This window comes from Paenibacillus melissococcoides (assembly GCA_944800085.1).
Lineage (GTDB): Bacteria > Bacillota > Bacilli > Paenibacillales > Paenibacillaceae > Paenibacillus_B > Paenibacillus_B melissococcoides.
This window is the reverse complement of record CALYLO010000001.1, coordinates 801,442-819,555: the sequence shown is the minus strand read 5'-3', so window position 1 is coordinate 819,555 and position 18,114 is coordinate 801,442. Positions and strand designations below refer to the sequence as shown.

19 protein-coding genes and 3 pseudogenes are annotated in these 18,114 nt (G+C 55.7%); 9 read left to right on the top strand and 13 right to left on the bottom strand.

Features of this window, described 5'->3' with window-relative positions; all coding sequences use genetic code 11:
- The first annotated feature begins 106 nt into the window (after nt 1–106).
- Nucleotides 107–811: a hypothetical protein gene (locus tag OCY70_RS03825; RefSeq protein ID WP_213425779.1), complete on the top strand. Its 705-nt coding sequence runs from the start codon at nt 107–109 to the stop codon at nt 809–811.
- Nucleotides 812–879: 68 nt separating this feature from the next.
- Here the strand turns inward: OCY70_RS03825 and OCY70_RS03820 are convergent, their stop codons facing one another.
- Nucleotides 880–1,644 (bottom strand): DUF3891 family protein, encoded by a 765-nt coding sequence (locus tag OCY70_RS03820; RefSeq protein WP_213425780.1) that lies wholly within the window; start codon nt 1,642–1,644, stop codon nt 880–882.
- 130 nt (nt 1,645–1,774) lie between these two features.
- On the opposite strand from OCY70_RS03820, the gene OCY70_RS03815 reads away from it, so the two are divergent.
- Complete coding sequence (locus OCY70_RS03815) at nt 1,775–2,011, top strand: hypothetical protein (protein ID WP_197258881.1); 237 nt, start codon at nt 1,775–1,777, stop codon at nt 2,009–2,011.
- Here the strand turns inward: OCY70_RS03815 and OCY70_RS03810 are convergent.
- Nucleotides 1,939–2,181, bottom strand: a complete 243-nt coding sequence (locus OCY70_RS03810) for a hypothetical protein (protein ID WP_213425781.1) — start codon at nt 2,179–2,181, stop codon at nt 1,939–1,941. The genes OCY70_RS03815 and OCY70_RS03810 overlap by 73 nt on opposite strands.
- Nucleotides 2,182–2,356: 175 nt before the next feature.
- Between OCY70_RS03810 and trhA the strand changes: the two genes are divergently transcribed.
- Entirely contained in the window at nt 2,357–2,998 is a 642-nt protein-coding gene (gene trhA, locus OCY70_RS03805) for a PAQR family membrane homeostasis protein TrhA (protein WP_213425782.1), read from the top strand.
- A 77-nt stretch (nt 2,999–3,075) separates the two neighbouring features.
- Here trhA and OCY70_RS03800 read toward each other — a convergent pair whose 3' ends face one another.
- The 4 genes and pseudogenes from OCY70_RS03800 to OCY70_RS03785 all read right to left on the bottom strand — a co-directional run bounded on the left by OCY70_RS03800 (nt 3,076) and on the right by OCY70_RS03785 (nt 5,901).
- Nucleotides 3,076–4,260, bottom strand: a complete 1,185-nt coding sequence (locus OCY70_RS03800; protein ID WP_213425783.1) for a GntR family transcriptional regulator — start codon at nt 4,258–4,260, stop codon at nt 3,076–3,078.
- Between the two features lie 102 nt (nt 4,261–4,362).
- The gene (locus OCY70_RS03795; protein WP_213425784.1) at nt 4,363–4,719 is read right to left on the bottom strand and encodes a Rieske (2Fe-2S) protein; all 357 of its coding nucleotides are present in this window, start codon (nt 4,717–4,719) and stop codon (nt 4,363–4,365) included.
- Nucleotides 4,720–4,745: 26 nt separating this feature from the next.
- Nucleotides 4,746–5,090, bottom strand: a pseudogene (locus OCY70_RS03790) (amidohydrolase family protein); the annotation flags it as partial.
- 248 nt (nt 5,091–5,338) lie between these two features.
- Nucleotides 5,339–5,901 (bottom strand): annotated as a pseudogene (locus tag OCY70_RS03785) (GbsR/MarR family transcriptional regulator).
- Nucleotides 5,902–6,257: 356 nt separating this feature from the next.
- On the opposite strand from OCY70_RS03785, the gene OCY70_RS03780 reads away from it, so the two are divergent.
- The 3 genes from OCY70_RS03780 to OCY70_RS03770 are packed head-to-tail and all read left to right on the top strand — an operon-like array spanning nt 6,258 to nt 9,275.
- Nucleotides 6,258–7,520: a quaternary amine ABC transporter ATP-binding protein gene (locus OCY70_RS03780; RefSeq protein ID WP_213425785.1), complete on the top strand. Its 1,263-nt coding sequence runs from the start codon at nt 6,258–6,260 to the stop codon at nt 7,518–7,520.
- Nucleotides 7,501–8,340: an ABC transporter permease gene (locus tag OCY70_RS03775; protein ID WP_213425786.1), complete on the top strand. Its 840-nt coding sequence runs from the start codon at nt 7,501–7,503 to the stop codon at nt 8,338–8,340. Before OCY70_RS03780 ends, OCY70_RS03775 begins: the two co-directional genes overlap by 20 nt.
- Nucleotides 8,341–8,345: 5 nt before the next feature.
- Complete coding sequence (locus tag OCY70_RS03770; protein WP_213425787.1) at nt 8,346–9,275, top strand: glycine betaine ABC transporter substrate-binding protein; 930 nt, start codon at nt 8,346–8,348, stop codon at nt 9,273–9,275.
- Between the two features lie 113 nt (nt 9,276–9,388).
- Here the strand turns inward: OCY70_RS03770 and pcp are convergent, their stop codons facing one another.
- Entirely contained in the window at nt 9,389–10,045 is a 657-nt protein-coding gene (gene pcp, locus OCY70_RS03765; RefSeq protein WP_213425788.1) for a pyroglutamyl-peptidase I, read from the bottom strand.
- 81 nt (nt 10,046–10,126) lie between these two features.
- Between pcp and OCY70_RS03760 the strand changes: the two genes are divergently transcribed.
- The 3 genes from OCY70_RS03760 (at nt 10,127) to OCY70_RS03750 (ending at nt 15,129) form a co-directional block, all read left to right on the top strand.
- Entirely contained in the window at nt 10,127–10,579 is a 453-nt protein-coding gene (locus OCY70_RS03760; protein ID WP_213425789.1) for a DUF441 domain-containing protein, read from the top strand.
- A gap of 634 nt (nt 10,580–11,213) precedes the next feature.
- A complete protein-coding gene (locus OCY70_RS03755; RefSeq protein ID WP_261944648.1) occupies nt 11,214–12,950 on the top strand; it encodes an ABC transporter ATP-binding protein in 1,737 nt (578 codons plus the stop codon).
- Between the two features lie 55 nt (nt 12,951–13,005).
- Complete coding sequence (locus tag OCY70_RS03750) at nt 13,006–15,129, top strand: ABC transporter ATP-binding protein (protein WP_261944584.1); 2,124 nt, start codon at nt 13,006–13,008, stop codon at nt 15,127–15,129.
- Between the two features lie 230 nt (nt 15,130–15,359).
- Here the strand turns inward: OCY70_RS03750 and OCY70_RS03745 are convergent, their stop codons facing one another.
- The 6 genes and pseudogenes from OCY70_RS03745 to OCY70_RS03720 form a co-directional block, all read right to left on the bottom strand.
- Nucleotides 15,360–15,488, bottom strand: a complete 129-nt coding sequence (locus tag OCY70_RS03745; RefSeq protein ID WP_261944583.1) for a hypothetical protein — start codon at nt 15,486–15,488, stop codon at nt 15,360–15,362.
- A gap of 67 nt (nt 15,489–15,555) precedes the next feature.
- Nucleotides 15,556–17,325, bottom strand: a complete 1,770-nt coding sequence (locus OCY70_RS03740) for a methyl-accepting chemotaxis protein (RefSeq protein ID WP_261944582.1) — start codon at nt 17,323–17,325, stop codon at nt 15,556–15,558.
- Nucleotides 17,326–17,498: 173 nt separating this feature from the next.
- Nucleotides 17,499–17,666: an ABC transporter substrate binding protein gene (locus OCY70_RS03735; RefSeq protein WP_261944647.1), complete on the bottom strand. Its 168-nt coding sequence runs from the start codon at nt 17,664–17,666 to the stop codon at nt 17,499–17,501.
- Between the two features lie 48 nt (nt 17,667–17,714).
- A pseudogene (locus tag OCY70_RS03730) lies at nt 17,715–17,760 on the bottom strand (hypothetical protein); the annotation flags it as partial.
- 71 nt (nt 17,761–17,831) lie between these two features.
- Nucleotides 17,832–17,939: an ABC transporter substrate binding protein gene (locus tag OCY70_RS03725; RefSeq protein ID WP_261944581.1), complete on the bottom strand. Its 108-nt coding sequence runs from the start codon at nt 17,937–17,939 to the stop codon at nt 17,832–17,834.
- Nucleotides 17,936–18,082, bottom strand: coding sequence for a hypothetical protein (locus tag OCY70_RS03720; RefSeq protein ID WP_249724341.1), 147 nt, complete (start codon nt 18,080–18,082; stop codon nt 17,936–17,938). Before OCY70_RS03720 ends, OCY70_RS03725 begins: the two co-directional genes overlap by 4 nt.
- Nucleotides 18,083–18,114 lie beyond the last annotated feature (32 nt).

Here is an 18,114-nt window from a genome sequence, read left to right as displayed (position 1 = left end):
TGCCTGTTAAATTCACAACTGCTCTGTATACTCACAAAAACCGCTCCATACCCGTTGGCATATCCTAAGATGAAGATGCCACATTTGCTACAGGGAGGTGTCATTCATGCCCTTTTTAGGACAGTCCGTCGTTGTCAGCGGCTCCAATACTTATGTTGCAGCCGACCAGTTGACAGCCATTAATCTGGCTGTCACCAATGCCCCGGGCAATAAGGCTACCGTCATTCCGCGTTATCCCGTATGGCCCAGCATCACGAAATATACCAATGATAATGGAACGTTTCCGGCTATACTCCCGCAGTATATATGGGACTCAACGACAACCGACAATCAGGTCAGAGCCTTTGCCGCCAGAAGCGGTGCGCTCGGCAGTTTGGGCAGTCAGGTAAGAATGAGCGTAAATCTCACGGTTTTCTCAGATAACGCCCGTATCGCGCGTATCGATATCTACGATTTTTCAGGTCCCTCCCTTACTTTTGTCGAAACCCTGACTCCTCCCGTACTTACGGATGGCAGCTTGGATGCCAATACCAGCCTGGTTGAGACTTTTCCCTATAACTGGCAAAATATTCGCATCTATCATAAGCAAAGCAGCCTTCTTCCTTCAGGAGGTCAATCTGGTATTATTGTCTCCTTCACGGCAGTTAATTACTTGGGCTTTAGCCCGCCAATAACACCCGGTAACCCGGGGCTTAATGCTTTACACACACGCGGATTATATCACATAGATGCGAACAGAATAGATTGGTATGATCCCCTCATGGCAGACAGTGAAAAGGAACACAAAGAACCCTCTGCCGTCCTTCCATAGCAGCGGGTTCTTTCCGTCATGAAGGCGTATTCATAAGGAAATGATCATTCCGTTAAAAGACTTCCCTGTTACCTGATAAAAGTCAACGTCTGCTCGGTCCATTCGGTCTGACGGTAAGCCTTGCCGATGCCTATCGCTTCAACCAGCGCGTCCGGCACCACCTTGGAACGCAGCTTCGTCGTGAATGGCTCTATGAACGGGAACGGCGTAACCCGCACCTCCGTCTCGCTGGCCCACTCCGCGACGAGCTGGGCGCCCGTCTCCGGATTGAAGGCCTCCGTTCGCTCGAAGCCGTCCTGGTACCACGGAAATTCGTCTTCCTTGGCTGCCCCGGGCTCATTCAGGCAGACATATAAGGAGAGATCGTCGCAGAACTGCAGCAGCCGAAAATGCTCCTTAACCGCTTGATCGTCAAGACCTCCCAGCTGCTCGCGAATCCGCGCCTGACGCGCCCGTTCATGCCGCAAAAACTGGATGATCTCGGGCTGCTCCTCCGTAGGGAAGAAGGACACGAAATGCAGGCTGCAGAGCAGCGCCGCATACGCATTCATCTGTTCGATCTCATCCAGCCCAATCCGATAAAAGGCCAGCTTCGGCACAATCGGGTAATCCATAAACGTAAATGGGTCCGCATCCGCATCGTTCCATATCGGCGTATGATCGAGACCGATCCAACTGCGGTCATGCTCGTAGGCGGCCAATACGACCTCCTCCCAGCGCTCCGTTCCTCCGGCCAGAGCAGGATCGAAATGCTTTGCCGCTTCTCCGGAAAGAAATCCGTGGTCATGCTGTTGAATAAGAACCCGTTCCCCATTCCGTGTACGCATAATCATGGCCTAACGCTCCTTTTGCGAATCTGAATGCCATTTCGCTTGAATTGCCGTTCAAGGTGAGTTACTCTGATGTATGGAGGATCTTTTTCGCTCTTCCTATTCTATGTATATTGTAAAGGAGGCTGCTCCCATGAGCAAAGCCAAACGCCAACGCCGCAAAATCGAGCGTTCCGGCGGCATCAACCCCGACATCGTCCGCAACACCTGGACACGCAAGCCGCACACCCAGATTGTGCCGAATAAGAAAGCCGAACAGCGCCGAATGGCCTGCCGGAAGGGCGGGGGCGCTGTTCCTTATTTTTCTGCCGATTCCTGCTCCACGCGGCTCCGGTTCCGTTCCATCCACTCCTGCCGCCGCATCGCTTGACGCTGCTTCGCATTGACCTGCCCCCGCTGATTCATCAGCGCCACGCTCATCATTCCAATCACCGCTCCGATGCCGATGAAGTAAGCGAACTCTCCGATATACGCATAGAGAAGCATCAACGCCGCGGCCGCGGCACAACCGATTGCCGTTCCTATAACCAGTCTGCTCATCCCTGTCCCCCTCTCCAGAGTATCCAGCCTGAACGCTTGTTTCCGCTAACAACATACATAACCGTCTTTGGACAGTTAAAAATAAGTAAAGCCGTTCGCAAGGATTTGCAGAGGCCCCCATCGTCTTATACAATGAAGGTATAGAATTCCAGCCGGAAGAGAGGAAGATTCGCTTATGGCCAATACCCATACCTATACGCGGGGTGAAGAGATCGCCAACGCCATCACCCATGGCATCGGCGCGATTCTCAGCGTTGCCGCCTTGACCCTGCTTATCGTCTTCGCCGCATTGTATGGCGAACCGATTCACGTCGTCAGCTTTACGATTTACGGCATTTCCATGCTGCTGCTCTATACATCGTCGACCTTGGTGCACAGCTTCCCCGAAGGCCGGGTGAAGGATCTGTTCGAGACGTTCGATCACGCCTCGATCTATGTCTTTATCGCCGGAACGTACACTCCGTTTGTCCTCATCGCATTGCCGAAGATGCTGGGCTGGAGCCTGTTCGCGGTCGTCTGGACGCTGGCCGTGGCCGGGATCGTGTTCAAGGCCTTCTTCACGAAGCGCTTTCTCTTCCTGTCGACCTTCCTCTATATCGCCATGGGCTGGCTTATCGTAATGGCATGGAACCCGCTGTCGGCGGCAATGCCCGGAACCGGGTTAATCTTGCTCGTTGCGGGAGGGCTGCTTTATACGGCAGGAACCGTATTTTATGTGTGGCGGGGCTTTCCGTTTCATCATATGATTTGGCGTTTATTCGTGCTAGCCGGCTCGGTCGCTCATTTCTTCGCCGTACTCACCTTGGTGCAAATATGAAGACCGCTTAAAGGCCATGGATACGATGGCAAAAAGCAAGATTCGCCAAATCTCCGTTCACGGGATTGGCGATTTTTCTAGGGGCGCGCATGATTCGGACGCAAGCAAGGCCCGGTCGAACGGCCGATGATCAGCTCAGGCTGGAGAATGACTTTGCGGTACTCGCCGTCCGTCTCCCGCCGCTCGATGATCTCAGTCAGAATCGTCGCTGCCTGCCGCCCGATTTCCATTTCATTTTGGTAAATATAAGTGAAAAAGCTCTCCTCATCTTCATCGTTCTCCGGATTGTCGAAGGTGAGGATCGAAATATCTTCAGGCACCCGCAAGCCGAACCGCTTCGCCATCTGTGTCATCCGCATGCCCAGCTTCCCGTCCAGCGCGATATACGCGCTCGCGATCCCGCTCTTCATATGGCGCGCCAGCTCCGAATCGTCCCCTTCCTCCCCGGCGGGGAGCGAGAAGCCGGTCACGATAAGCGACGGGTTGATCATGCCGCCATGCCGTTCAAAGGCGCTCATATAACCGGAGATCCGATCATGAACGCTGACGCATTCCCGATACGCATTCGTGCAGATCGCAATATGGCGATGGCCGTTCTCCCACAGATGATCGACCGCCATCCGGGCTCCGGCCCGATTGTCCGAGCAGACAAAATGCGTCTCGACGCCCCGCAAATACCGATCGATCAGCACAAACGGAAATCCGTTGACCTTCAACGACAAAATTTCTTCATTATAAGTTTCTTCATCGGCCGGGAACAGCAGCAGACCTCTGACGCCCATCGCGATAAAATCGCGGATCTGCTGCTCCTCCCGCTCCTTGGAGCCGCCGCTGAACGCGATCACCAGCGAATAGCCATAGGCCCGCAGCGTATCTTGAATCGCATTGATGAGACGCATCGCGAAATAATCCTCCAACGTCGGCATCACTAAGCCGATCGTACGGCCCGGAACAGGCTCTGTCCGGTTCGGCTGCCCCGCCGCCGGGACGGCACAGGCCGCCGGTTCGGACGCTTCCCCGTTCAGATCGGCCGGCAGGTCATTGGCGACAAAGCTTCCTCGGCCGGGAACGCGGTAGATCCAGCCATCCTTCACCAGAGCCGATAGCGCATTCACCACCGTGATCCGGCTGACCTTGAATTGCTCCATCAGTTCCTTTTCCGTCGGAATCCGGTCATTCGGCTTCAACACGCCTTGGCGAATTCGATCTTCGATGTACCGATGTACCTGCACATACAAGGGGGAGCGAGAATCATAGCCCATTCCAATCCATCCTTACTTGTTGATATAACATATATGTTATATCATTTGTAACCGTCTGGCAATGAGTGCCTGCGGTGCGCCCGAGACCTCATCCATGCCTGCTTACTTGCCCAACACGACGCCGATTTTTCCGTTCGCCACCTCCAGCTCATACTTCTTCACCCGCGTCCGGTCGCTGAATAGCGACTTTCCGGTCTTGATATCGAACCCCCACCCATGCCACGGACAGCGCAAAATCTCGCCCTTCCGGCTGTATTCATACTCATAGACGCCCGATGGAAGATTCGTGCCGGAGACATGACCGGCGCACATCGGCGCGCCTTGATGCGGACAATAATTATGGAGCGCATAGAACTCCCCGTTGATCCGGAAAATTCCGATTTCACGCCCTTCCACTTCAACGACGGCATGACCGCCTTCGGGAACATCCGCCGCATCCAGCACATAATGAACCGCCATAATAAATGGCCTCCGTTTACGGTAAGTTATATCGCGTTCTCGTAAAAGATTTTGCGCCGGGCTTCCGGCTTCAGCTTGCGCAGAATCCTGTCCGGCGCATCGAAATCCCAATGCGGATAATCGCTGGAGCAGATAATCATGTTCTCCGCATCGAACATATTGAACAGGCCAACCAGATGCTGCGGGTTGTCCGGCTCCTCGATCGGCTGCGTCGTCAGGAAGCAATGCTCCGCGACATACCGGCTCGGCATCTTCGTCAGCCACGGCACGGTGGAGCGGAGCGCCTTGTAATTTTTGTCGAGCCGCCACATCAGCGGCGGCAGCCAGGCAATGCCGCCCTCGACAAGCACCACCTTCAGCCGGGGGAATTTCCTGTGCGGCGGGGATAACGACCATAAGCACCAACGAGGATATTTCCATTCTCCTGCGCAATAGGGATAGCGGCCATAAGTACGAACGAGGATATACCACCTCCTGCCCAGCGGGGATAACGAGCATAAGCGCGAACGAGGACACCAACCTCTCCTGCGCGACGGGGATAGCGTTCATAAGAGGCAGAAGGAGACCATTCATTAAAAAAAGACGGTTTCTCGGCCGTCTTTTTCTGCGAATATTATGTTTATTCTGGAGCTCCCGGCTTCGGGATAAAAGAAAAAATCTCGCCGCTCTCCAGTGCGTCTATTAATTGATCCAGCCAGTGGTAATACTGCTCCGCTTCCTGCATCTTGGCAATATCCGCCTGAACAATGCCGCGCAGCGTCTCGTCCTCGCCATGCGCTGCGAGCAGGTTCTCCAGTTCTCGCTTGGAACGCCGAATGGCGGATAAGTTCACTTCGATGGCCTTGCGCCAATGCCGAAGTAATCGGCGAAGGTCTGGTACCAGTCCGGCTCCACTTCATACAAGTCTTTTCGCGTGCCTTTGCCCCATACCTTGTGCACCATCTTCATATCCACCAGCGTACGGACCCCAGTGCTCATGCTCGTCTTGCTCATTGCCATTTCCTTGCCCATCTCATCCAGCGTCATCGGATGATCGCTGAAAAATAACAAACCGTACAAATGGCCTGTGGATTGGGTCATTCCGTATAGGTCCATATTTTGACCGATCGCTTCTATGACACGATTGCGAGCTTTTTCCACCGCCCCTTGTTGTTCCTGCGTCAACTGCGCGAACGTTGCCATGTGCTAATTCCTCCTGTGCCGAACCTGGCTGCTGCTAGTTATTCGACTCCTTATACATGATACCGTAGTCATTGATTATAGAGGAAGATAAGGTCAACTCGGGACGGCTCGGCAATCCCGCATCTCCTAACGGTACAAGGCGTCATCGAACATTGTATGAGAGATAGATTCAAAAGTAAAGCACCGGATAGGTCAGCATTCTTTAGGAAAGCTGAGCATATGACAGCATAAGTTTGTACAGTTTTTACTGAACGTAATTTACAAACGGTTTTAAAGGTTGTTATTGAAAATTTTCAAAGGTTACAATAGAAAGCGTTGGTAAAACGAATTCGGGCAAGACTAGAGAGGTGAAACGATTGTCTATCATTAAAGTCAACGGAGTGACCAAAATATTCGGTCCGCAAGCGCAGCGCGCGCTCACTCTGCTGAAGCAAGGGTGGTCCCGGGAACGGCTCGCCACAGAAAAACAAGCGACCGTTGCCGTCAATCAGGTCTCTTTCTCCGTCGAGCCAGGCGAAATCTTTGTTATCATGGGCCTCTCCGGCAGCGGAAAGTCCACGCTGGTGCGAATGCTCAATCGTCTAATCGAGCCGACGGACGGAGATATCTGGTTGAAAGATCGGAACATCTCCAAGCTGAGCGAGTCGGAGCTGCGGGAAGTTCGCCGCAAGACGATCGGCATGGTATTCCAGAAGTTCGCACTCTTCCCTCATCGGACCGTCCTCGACAATGCCGCATATGGCCTCGAAATTCAAGGTATGGCGAAGGAAGAACGCTACCGCAAGGCGCGGGAAGCTCTCGGATTGGTCGGACTCGAAGGCTGGGAGCAGAAATATCCCGACGAGTTGAGCGGCGGCATGCAGCAGCGGGTTGGACTGGCCAGAGCGCTGGCCAACGATCCGGATGTTCTCCTGATGGATGAAGCATTCAGTGCGCTCGATCCGCTTATCCGGCGGGATATGCAGGACGAACTCCTCGAATTGCAGCAAAAAATGCATAAAACAATCATTTTTATTACCCATGATTTGGACGAAGCTCTCCGCATCGGAGATCGAATCGCGTTGTTAAAAGACGGGAAGCTGATCCAGATCGGGACCCCGGAACAAATGCTGATGGATCCGGCAGACGAATACGTGGAGCGATTCGTTGAAGGAGTGGACTTATCGAAGGTGCTGACGGCAGCGCACATCATGCGCCGGCCCGAGACGGTATCCCTTGACCGGGGACCACGCGTCGCCCTGCAGCTGATGCGGGATATCGGCATCTCAACCCTGTTCGTCGTGGGCAAAGATAAGTCACTTCAAGGGGTCGTTACAGCCGAGCAGGCCAGTGAGGCAGCACGCGGCGGCAAGTCGTTGCAGGAAGTCATGTTCACCGACGTCCCTACCGTATCGCCGGATGTGCTGCTGAACGACTTGTTCGCGTTGTCGGGCGAAGCCAAGCTTCCAATCGCAGTCGTCCAGCCGGACGGCAGGCTGATGGGCGCGATTGTGCGCGGAGCGGTCCTCGGCGCGCTGGCCGGCAATGTTCCGAATGGAACGAACGAAGCGACTGGAGCGGATGCAACCGCAACAGACACGGAAGGGATGGTGATGTCGCATGCGACTGCCGATAGGTAATTGGGTCGAAGAGGGAGTGAACTGGCTCGGAACGAACGCCGACGGATTTTTCCAATTTCTATCCAAATTAATTGAACGCAGCGTCGAAAGCATCACCGATCTGCTTACCTGGCCGTCTGCTTACATTTTAATTGCGATCTTTACCGTGCTCGCCTTTCTGATCGGACGTTGGTCCCTATCCTTACTGACCTTGATCGGACTGTTCATCATCGAAGCCCTCGGCTATTGGGAGCCGACGATGAGCACGCTGGCCCTCGTCATCGTATCGACTATGTTGTCTATTGTGATCGGCATTCCGCTTGGAATCGCCTGCGGACGTTCGGACAATGTATCCCGAATTGTGCGGCCGGTGCTTGACTTCATGCAGACGATGCCTGCCTTCGTCTATTTGCTTCCGGCTGTCTTTCTGTTCGGGCTCGGCATCGTGCCTGGCGTCATTGCATCCGTCATCTTTGCCGTGCCGCCGACGATCCGGCTGACCGAGCTCGGCATTCGCCAAGTGCCTGAAGACATGATGGAGGCCGCTTCCGCCTTCGGCTCCACGCCGATGCAGACCTTATGGAAGGTACAGCTTCCGGTCGCCATGCCGACCTTGATGGCGGGCGTGAACCAGACGATTATGCTGTCGCTGTCCATGGTCGTCATCGCCTCCATGATCGGCGCCCAAGGGATTGGGGCCGAAGTCTATCGTTCCGTTACTCAGCTGAAAATCGGCCAAGGCTTCGAGGCGGGCCTCGCTGTCGTGCTGCTGGCCATTATTTTGGACCGGTTCTCTCAGCATAGTTTCAAAAAAAATAAATCCAAAAAACAAGGAGCGTGATGTGCATGAAGCATAATCGAACGAGACGTTGGATGCTGTTGGGACTTATCGCGATGATCGGGTGGACGCTTGCAGGCTGTTCGGGTTCTTCCAGCCCATCTGGAGGAGCGGACGGCTCTTCTGCCGGCGACAATCAGACGGCAAGCGTTGGCGAGTCCGTCGATTACAAAATCGTCGGCATCGACGCCGGTGCGGGGATTATGCAGTCAACGGAAAAAGCGCTCCAGGAATACGGCCTCGACAAATGGAAGCTCGTCGAGGGATCTGGCGCCGCTATGACCGCGGCCTTGGACAAAGCGATCAAGAAGCAGGAGCCGATTATTATTACGGGCTGGACGCCGCATTGGAAATTCGCCAAATATGATCTGAAATATTTGGAGGATCCGAAAGGGGTCTACGGCGGAGATGAGCAGATCCATACGATCGCCCGGAAAGGCTTGAAGGAAGACGATCCGAACGCGCATAAGGTGCTCGATCAGTTCGAATGGACGGCAGACGACATGGCGCAGGTCATGGTTGCCGTTCATGACGGCAAGAACCCGGAAGAAGCCGCCAAAGAATGGGTCGACGCGAATGCGGACAAGGTGGACAAGTGGATCGAAGGCGCACAGCCTGCAGACGGCAAAAAGCTGAAGCTCGGCTATGTGGCCTGGGATTCGGAGATTGCAAGCACGAACGTCATCGCGTATGTGCTGCAGGAAAAGCTCGGCTATAAAGTCGATCTGCTCCAGGTCGAAGCCGGTCCAATGTGGACGGGCGTCGCCAATGGGGATGTCGATGCAATTGTAGCTGCATGGCTCCCGACGACGCACAAAGACTATTATGACAAATTCAAGGATCAAATCGATGATCTCGGTCCGAACCTGGACGGCACGAAAATCGGTCTCGTTGTCCCGGCTTACATGGACATCAACTCTATCGAAGATCTGAAATAAGAAAAGGGGCCCGCTTGGGCCCCTTTTGGCTTGCCTGTTCCGCCAACGATGCGCGCGTGCCTATTCCGTCAACGCGGGAATGCAGGGCGTGACGCTCCGCTTCCCGTACGGGCTCAGCCGTGCAAAGTCCCTGCGCTGCTGCCCCGCTCCTCCTCCGCATCCGCGTGAAGGACGACGGTGCGCAGCGCTTGCACGATCGACTCCAGCGACATGCTCGGCTTGCCGGGATAAGCGGCTGCCTGTTGTGGCAAGAATGGGATATGGATGAATCCCGCCGGGATGCGCTCCGCTTCCCGGCGGCCGGCCAGCTCATGCATTAGCGTATAGAAAATGGCGTTGCAGACAAACGTCCCGGCCGTATACGACACCGAGCACGGAATGCCCGCTTCCAGCACGGCGCGCCGCAGCGCCTTCACCGGCAGCGTCGTCCAATAGGCGGCTGGGCCTCCCGGCACGACCTCATCATCCGTCGGCTGATCGCCGTCATTGTCCTTAATCCGGGCATCCGCCAGATTGATCGCTACGCGCTCCAGCGTAATGTCCGGGCGACCGCCGGCTTGTCCGACACAGATGACGGCCGCGGGATTGCAGCCGGCCATCGCTTCGCGCAGCGTCGCCCCGGCCCGCGCGAAGGAAGTCGGCAGCTGCGCCGCCTGCACCCGATACCGTCCCAGCGCCGCGCCGTCAAGCGCGCGCACCGCCTCCCAGGACGGATTGATCGACTCGCCTCCGAACGGATCGAAGCCGGTCAGCAATAATGTGTTGCTCATACCTCCACCTCCGATGGCTCATTTTCAAGTTTGGTTTAAATATGCTATCCTTGTGCTGTCATGAAAGGAGCTGCGATTCGAATGACGCAATTAGATATTTCTTCGCTTATTTTATTGGGGCTGGCCGGACTGGGCATCATCAGCGGCAACTCGACCGTCACGATCGCGATGGTGATCCTGCTGCTGCTGCGCGTCACCCATTTGCAGACCCTGTTCCCCTGGATAGAGAAATACGGCCTCACGATCGGAATTATCATTCTTACCGTCGGGGTTATGTCCCCGATCGCGAGCGGCTCCATGTCCATCGAGACGATTTTGCAATCGTTCCTGCATTGGAAGTCGCTCCTGGCCGTCGCGGTCGGGATGCTGGTCGCTTACCTGGGCGGCCGTGGCGCTCATCTGATGACGCAATCGCCGACCGTCGTCGCCGGATTGCTCATCGGGACCGTGCTCGGCGTCGCGCTGTTCCGCGGCGTTCCGGTCGGGCCGCTGATCGCGGCGGGCATCTTGTCGCTGCTGCTCGGCCGCTCTTGAATAGACCGGCTCGGACCATCCCCCGTTCCGTTCCCGGATGGTCATTCGGGCCCTTCGGCCCATCGTCAGGAAGCGTCTGCTCGTCCTTGACCGAATGAGACATCGTCCGCTTGCTTCGCCACCATCCATCATACGACGAAAGCGGACGATCCGGCAATGGAGAGGGCTCCGGGACATACGGGAACACGGCACGCGGCGTTCATTTCAAAAAAATGGTTGACAATGCCGGAAGCTCGATGCTAGAATCTACAAACAGATACGGTAGCGCGGTGATGCGCAGCCTATCCACACTACTTCAGAAAGGCAGGTAAATCCAATGCGTAATGCAATTGTTTTGGCACATGCGGCGCTTGCGGCGCGGCCTCGAACTTCATATCGCAGGAGCCCTGCCGGAAGCTGCGTTCCTCCTTGTTGAGGAGAAGAGCGCAATTCTGAAGCGGGAAGCGCGGCGAATGATCGGATCACTCGCTGTCCCATCGAACTTGCCGACAATGAGCAAGCCGATGCTGCTTCCTCGTCATGCGGGCGCCACATCGCTCGTACATATCACCTTACGCAACCCAAGGTATATCGTTCACGAACGATATGCCTTTTTTGTTTTTCCCATTTTGCCAAAAGACAAGGAAGTGACATGATGCTATCGGTTTTATTCAAGCTCGGCTGGTTCTTCAAAGAACATAAGACGAGGTATATTGTAGGTGTCGTGATGCTGATCGTGGTCGGCATCATCGAGCTCGTCCCCCCTCGCATCCTGGGGGAAGCCATCGATTCCATCGTACGCGGGGACATTACATGGAACAAATTGACCTCCTATCTTCTCCTCATACTGGGTACGATGGTCGTCATTTACGCCATCACATATGTGTGGATGTATCAGATTTTCGGCGGAGCGAACCTGGTAGAGCGCAAGCTTCGCTCCAAGCTGATGCGACATTTTCTCAAAATGACGCCGCCGTTCTTCGAGAAAAACCGCACCGGAGACCTGATGGCCCGAGCGACCAATGATCTCCGTTCCGTAGCGCAGACGGCCGGATTCGGCATGCTCACCTTGACGGACTCGACAGCGTTCCTGCTCATCGTGCTGTTCGCGATGTTCATGATTCAATGGAAGCTGACGCTGGCCGCCTTGCTGCCGCTCCCGTTCATCGCCATCGCCATGAATGTGTTCGGCAAGAAGATTCATGAACGCTACATGATCGCCCAAGATGCGTTCGGAAATATGAACGATCAAGTGCTGGAATCGGTCGGCGGCGTGCGCGTCATCCGCGCCTACGTGCAGGAGACTTCGGATGAAGCCCGCTTCCGCGACATTACCCAGGACGTCTATGACAAGAACCTTGCCGTCGCCCGGGTGGACGCTCTGTTCGATCCGACGATCCGGCTATTCATCGGTCTGAGCTACGTGATCGGGCTCGGCTACGGAGCCTATCTCATTATTCATAACGAGCTGTCCCTCGGGGAGCTGCTCGCGTTCAATATGTACCTTGGAATGATGATCTGGCCGATGTTCGCCATCGGCAACCTGATTAACGTGATGCAGCGCGGCAACTCCTCGCTCGATCGGGTCAACGAGGTGCTGAACTATACGCCGGACGTGCAGGACGGCGAGCATACGAAGGATGTCGCCGTGCCGGAGACGCTGACATGGAGCAACTACAAGTTCCGCTACCCGAGTTCGACGACAGACAACCTGAATCTCGGCGCTCTGACGCTGCGCAAAGGGCAGACGCTCGGCATCGTCGGCCGGACCGGAAGCGGCAAGTCGACCTTCGTCAAGCAGCTGCTGCGGGAATATCCGGTCGGGGAAGGCGACTTCCGCATTAATGGCATCCCGGCGGAGCAGATTCCGATCGATCGGCTGCACAGCTGGATCGGGTATGTGCCGCAGGAACAGATTTTGTTTTCCAAGACCGTTAAGCAAAATATTTTATTCGGCCGCTCCGGCACGGGTGACGACGACGTCATGAATGCGATCGAGACCGCCTCCTTCACCCATGATGTGCCGACGCTTGTGCACGGGGTGGAGACATTGGTCGGGGAACGGGGCGTCGCTCTGTCCGGAGGCCAGAAGCAGAGGGTCTCCCTGGCGCGGGCCTTCATCAAGGATCCGGAAATATTGATTCTCGACGATGCCCTCTCTGCCGTCGATGCGCGCACCGAAGCGAATATTATCAGCAACATTCGCGAGCAGCGCGCGGGCAAGACGACCCTGATTACGACGCATCGGTTATCGGCCGTTGAGCACGCCGATTGGATCATCGTGCTGGATGACGGCAAGATTGTCGAAGAGGGCACGCATGACGACTTGCTGAAGCAGGACGGCTGGTACAAGGAGCAGTACGAGCGCCAGCAGCTGGAATCCGGGCTATAGAACTTGCCCGGCCGTCCCTGCGAACTGGCATTACGATTACGGGAGGATTTCATATATGGAAGCAGAACAACAGACGGCGAATCCGAGACATGTCGGCAGGCGCCTGTGGCTGTACGCCCTGCAGTTCAAAACGAGCTTTATCATCGGACTGCTTATGCTTACGGTGGCCGTCGCCGCCGAGCTGTCCGGGCCGTTCATTGCGAAAAATATAATCGATAAGCATATCCTCGGCATCGAGAAGCCGTACTACGAGACATCCGCGGAAGCGAACGGCGCCATTCTGTATGAAGGGCGCCACTTTAAGCGGGAGGATCGCTTCTCGGAGGGGGAAGCGAAGGGAGACCAGGTCCGCATTCTTCAGATAGGAACGCAGTTCGTGTTCGTGGATGGACCGATCCCTTCCGAGACGGGAGAACGCCAATTCGAAGGCGGCATGCTGACGATTCGGAACGGAGCGGACACTTGGTCCGTGCCGGCTTCACCCATGAGCTTGAGCCAACTGCTCACGTTCTATAAGCCGGAGATCATCAGCATTATTCAAAATATGGCCCTCTATATCGGGCTGCTGCTGGTCAGCGTAGCCGCGAGCTACGGCCAGATTATGGGGCTGCAGACAGCGGCGAACCGGGTCATCCGCAAGCTGCGCGGCGATGTGTATGCCCATGTGCAGCGTCTGCCGATTCCGTACTTCGATAATTTGCCTGCCGGCAAAGTCGTGTCCCGGGTCACCAATGATACCGAAGCGGTCAAAGATCTGTTCTTGTCCGTGCTGGAAAGCTTCACGTCCGGGATCATTACCATTACCGGAATTTATGTCGCCTTATTCATTTTGGACGTGAAGCTCGCACTGATCTGCATGTTCATTTTGCCGCTCATCTATTTGTGGGTTGTGCTGTATCGTAAATTCGCGACGAAATACAACAAAAAGATACGTTCGCGCCTGAGCTCCATCAATGCCATGATCAACGAATCCATCCAAGGGATTCCGGTCATTCGCTCCTTCCGCCGCCAGAAGGATACGATGAATGAATTCGAGGAGCTGAACGAGGAGTACTTATCCTATCAGAACAAAATGCTTAATTTGAACGCGTTCACGTCCCATAACCTGGTGAACGTGCTGCGGAATATCGCTTTCGCGGTCGTGCTCTGGTTTTTTGGCGGTGCGTCGCTGAGCGGCAGCGGCGTCATCACGCTCGGCGTGCTGTATGCCTTTGCCGACCTGCTGAACCGTCTCTTCCAGCCGATTACCGGCATGGTGAACCAATTGGCGAATCTCGACTCCTCCATCGTATCCGCAGGACGCGTATTCGATCTGATGGACGAACCGGGCGAGCCGCTGGACGAAGGCTCGATGCCCCGGTACAAGGGACATGTCGAGTTCGATCGGGTCTCCTTCGCCTACAAGGAAGATTACGTGCTGCGCGACATCTCGTTCGAGGCGAAGCCGGGCCAGACGGTTGCTCTCGTGGGCCATACCGGTTCCGGGAAGAGCTCGATTATGAACCTGCTGTTCCGGTTCTATGACCCGCAGCAGGGCCAGATTCGAATCGACGGCACGCCGACGGCCTCGGTGCCGAAGCAATCGATTAGGGAGCATATGGGTATCGTGCTGCAGGATCCTTACCTGTTCACCGGAACGATTGCAAGCAACGTCAGCCTGAACGATCCGCGCATCACGCGGGAGAAGGTGGAGCAAGCGCTGAATGCGGTGGGCGCCGATCGGGTGCTCAAGCATTTGCCGTTAGGCATCGACGAGCCGGTGATTGAAAAAGGAAGCACTTTGTCTGCCGGGCAGAGACAGTTGATTTCCTTCGCCCGGGCTCTCGCCTTCGAGCCGGCGATACTGATTCTGGATGAAGCGACGGCCAATATCGATACGGAGACGGAAGCCCTTATTCAAGAAGCGCTGGAGGTGCTGAAGCGGGGACGGACGACCTTCATTATCGCGCACCGGCTGTCGACGATTCGCAGCGCCGACCTGATTCTCGTGCTGCATCGCGGCGAGATTGTCGAGCAAGGAACGCATGACGAATTGATGCGGCTGAAGGGCCGCTACTTCAAGATGTACCAGCTGCAGCAAGGCTCGGGCGCGCCGGGCCAGGCTCCATCCGAAGCACACGAAGCACAGGCTGCATCGCCGCAGAACCAGACGGCCGCGGCCATCCCATCGATGCCATAATGCAATTCAACGGCAAGCGCCGCTATCCCTGTCACGGGAAGCGGCGCTTCATTGTGGGTATGATGCTGGCAAGCCGTTATTTCTTTTTGCCTTTTGCGTTGTTGGCGTCGGACGTCCGGGTCGTCGTATTTTGTCTGGAATGTCCCTGCTGCTTGTGTGCCATAATGTGAACACTTCCTTCCTGTGAAGATATGAGTGGAGATAAATCCGGTTGGTTGGGGTTAGCCGTTCTATTTCGGAATTCGGTTCAGACTCGGCGCGCGTTCGGCCTCTTTCTCGGGCCGCAGCGGCGTAATCTTCTCCATGATGCGGGAACGGTTCTGCTGTTGGTGAATACGCTCTGCTTTATTATGCGGCATGCCGCTCACCTCCCGATCATTAGCTTGCCCCGACGCCTTTCCTTCCATCATACCCGGCCACAGGTAATTACTGTTCCTTCCCACTCAGCTTGAATTGCTCCAGCATCGTCTGCAAATCGCGGCTTAATGCCAGCAGACTGTCGACGGAAGCCGCAATCTCTTCGGTCAACGCCGACTGCTGTTCCGTCGTGGCCGCGACGCGCGCCGTATGATCATTGGATTGCTCCGCAATCTCGTTCAATTGGCGAATCAGCTCGAATACTTCTTCGCACGAGGCCGACATCTGCTGAGCGATGCTGCGGTATTCCTCCATGCGGGAGCTGGCTTGTCCGATCGCGCCGGCGATCACCGTGAACGTCTCGTCCGCCGTTTTTACCGCAGCCAGGCCTTTCTGTACGGCCTCCTGCTGATGCGAGGTGGCCCGTTCGGTCAGTTCGCGCTTCGTATGAATGACATCAATAAGCTGCATAATAGACTGTAATGATTGTCTCGAATGCTCGGCCAATTTGCGGATTTCCGTCGCGACGACCTGGAAGCCGCGTCCATGCTCTCCCGCGCGCGACGCTTCGATCGAGGCGTTCAGCGCCAGCAATTCCGTCTGCTTCACCGTATTCTGGATGAACACGACCGCGCCCGAAATCTGCTGCACCGCCTCCGTCCAATCCGCGATAGCCTGATTGGTGTCGGCGGAAGCCGCGTCGATGCGCTCCATCTGCACGACCGTCTCATCGACAATGGTACGGCCTTCCCCCGCTTGAGCGGCCGCTTCCCGCATCCATTCGGCGACCTGCTCCGAGGTGCTGGCGATCTGCTGGGCGCCGGCCGTAATCTCGCTCATGGCCGACTTCGTCCGCTCGGCGCTTTGCTGCTGCTCCAGCGCGCCGTTCGCCACCTCGGACATCGCGCTCGCCACTTCCTGCGCGGCAATCGCCGTCTCCTCGGCGCCGCGCTGCAGCTCAAGCGACGACGAAGAGACATCCTTCGCGGCCCGCTGCACTTCCCCCAGCAGCCCGCTCAGCCGCTCCGTCATCCGGTTGAACACGCCGGCCAGCCGCCCGATCTCATCCTGCCGCTTCGAAGCGAGCTTCACGGTCAAGTCTCCGTTCGCCGCTTGTTCCGCCAGCTTATGGATATCGTTCAAGGGCTTCAGGCGGCGCTGCACATACAAGCCCACCAAAATGACGCCGATTAATCCGATGACCGCCCCGATGAGAATCGCTTCGGTCAGGAAGCTCGTCAACATTCCTTTAACGATGGAATAATCATAATCGGTAACCAGGTAGGCCATGCTATGCCCGAGATCGTCTCGAATCTCCGTTAAGCCGCTAATATACACCGCATCGCCGATTTCGAATTCATCGGTCATCATCGTATTGTCTGCCTTGGTCAGCTTAAGGAAAGCATCCTGCATGGCCGCAGGAATGTCATATGCCGTATTCGGCTTGAAGCCCAGCGACTCCAGGTTGTCGTTGGCTTGAAGAATGCGGAAGGCCGGCGCTCCGTCCTTCGCCTCGTTCTCCTTAACGATAAGAAAAGCATTCACCGCGTCGTCGCCCACGATCTTATTCATGCGGCCGCGCAGCATGCGGAAAAGTGAGTCTGTCATTTCTTCGTTGATCGGTTTGTTTTGGACCATGCTCGCTGCCTGCTTGATCGCGCCCATCATGTCATCGAGCTTCATTTCCGCGATGAGCTCCTGCCGTTCATGCAGGAAATTCATATAGAGCGACTTCTCGCTGTCATACTCGCGGAAAATGAAAAAGCCGCTGATTGCCATAATTAATATGAACAATACAGCGATCATTCTCGGAATCATACTGCGATTGAACCAATTCATGAGCGTCCCCCTCTTTTCGACAATTTGTTCCTGTTGTCGTTTCTAAGTAACCTTCATGGATTGTATCACATTTTTGGCATTTCGTGATAAAATATCCGGAAATTATCCTCCCAAAACCACACGATCATCGACAAATTTCTCGCCGCGGACGTTCAAACTCCCGCAGCAGCTTGTCAACCGAGATCAAGAGATTCCGGAATTTGCACCGGCGTGTCTTCCGGCTTCTTGCCGTGCTTCAGCATATCGACGGCCATTTTGCCCGTCGTGTAGCCGAGAGCGTAATATTCGAACCCGAAGGAAGCGACGCCGCCGTTCTTGACCGAATCCTTGCACCAGACCAGCTCCGACCGGATCGGTGACCGCGGTGAAGAGGACGGGCACGTCCTTCACTTCCTTCGCCGCAGCCTGGGAGACGGACGTCCCGATGCCCAGCACGAGATCAACCCCGCCCGGGGCGAACTTCTGCGCGATAGTCGCGCGTTCGTAGGATCGCCCTAGGCATTCTGTTAATCGATGACCAGGTTGTCCCCTTCCGTATAGCCATTGTCCTTCAACGCCTGGACGAAGCCTTTGTACGCTTCATCGAGCGAGGCGTGGTTCACGACCTGCGTCACCCCGATTTTAACCTTTTCCCCCCGTTGCCCGTGTCTCCTTGCTCCGCCGTTCCTTCTCCCGGCGTCTGGCTTCCGCATGCGTTCAATATCAGCAGCGCCATGACCAGCGCGGATGCCAGGATGACATGACGTTTTGCTCTCATCTGTTCGAGCCCCTCTCATTTTTTCTTCGCCG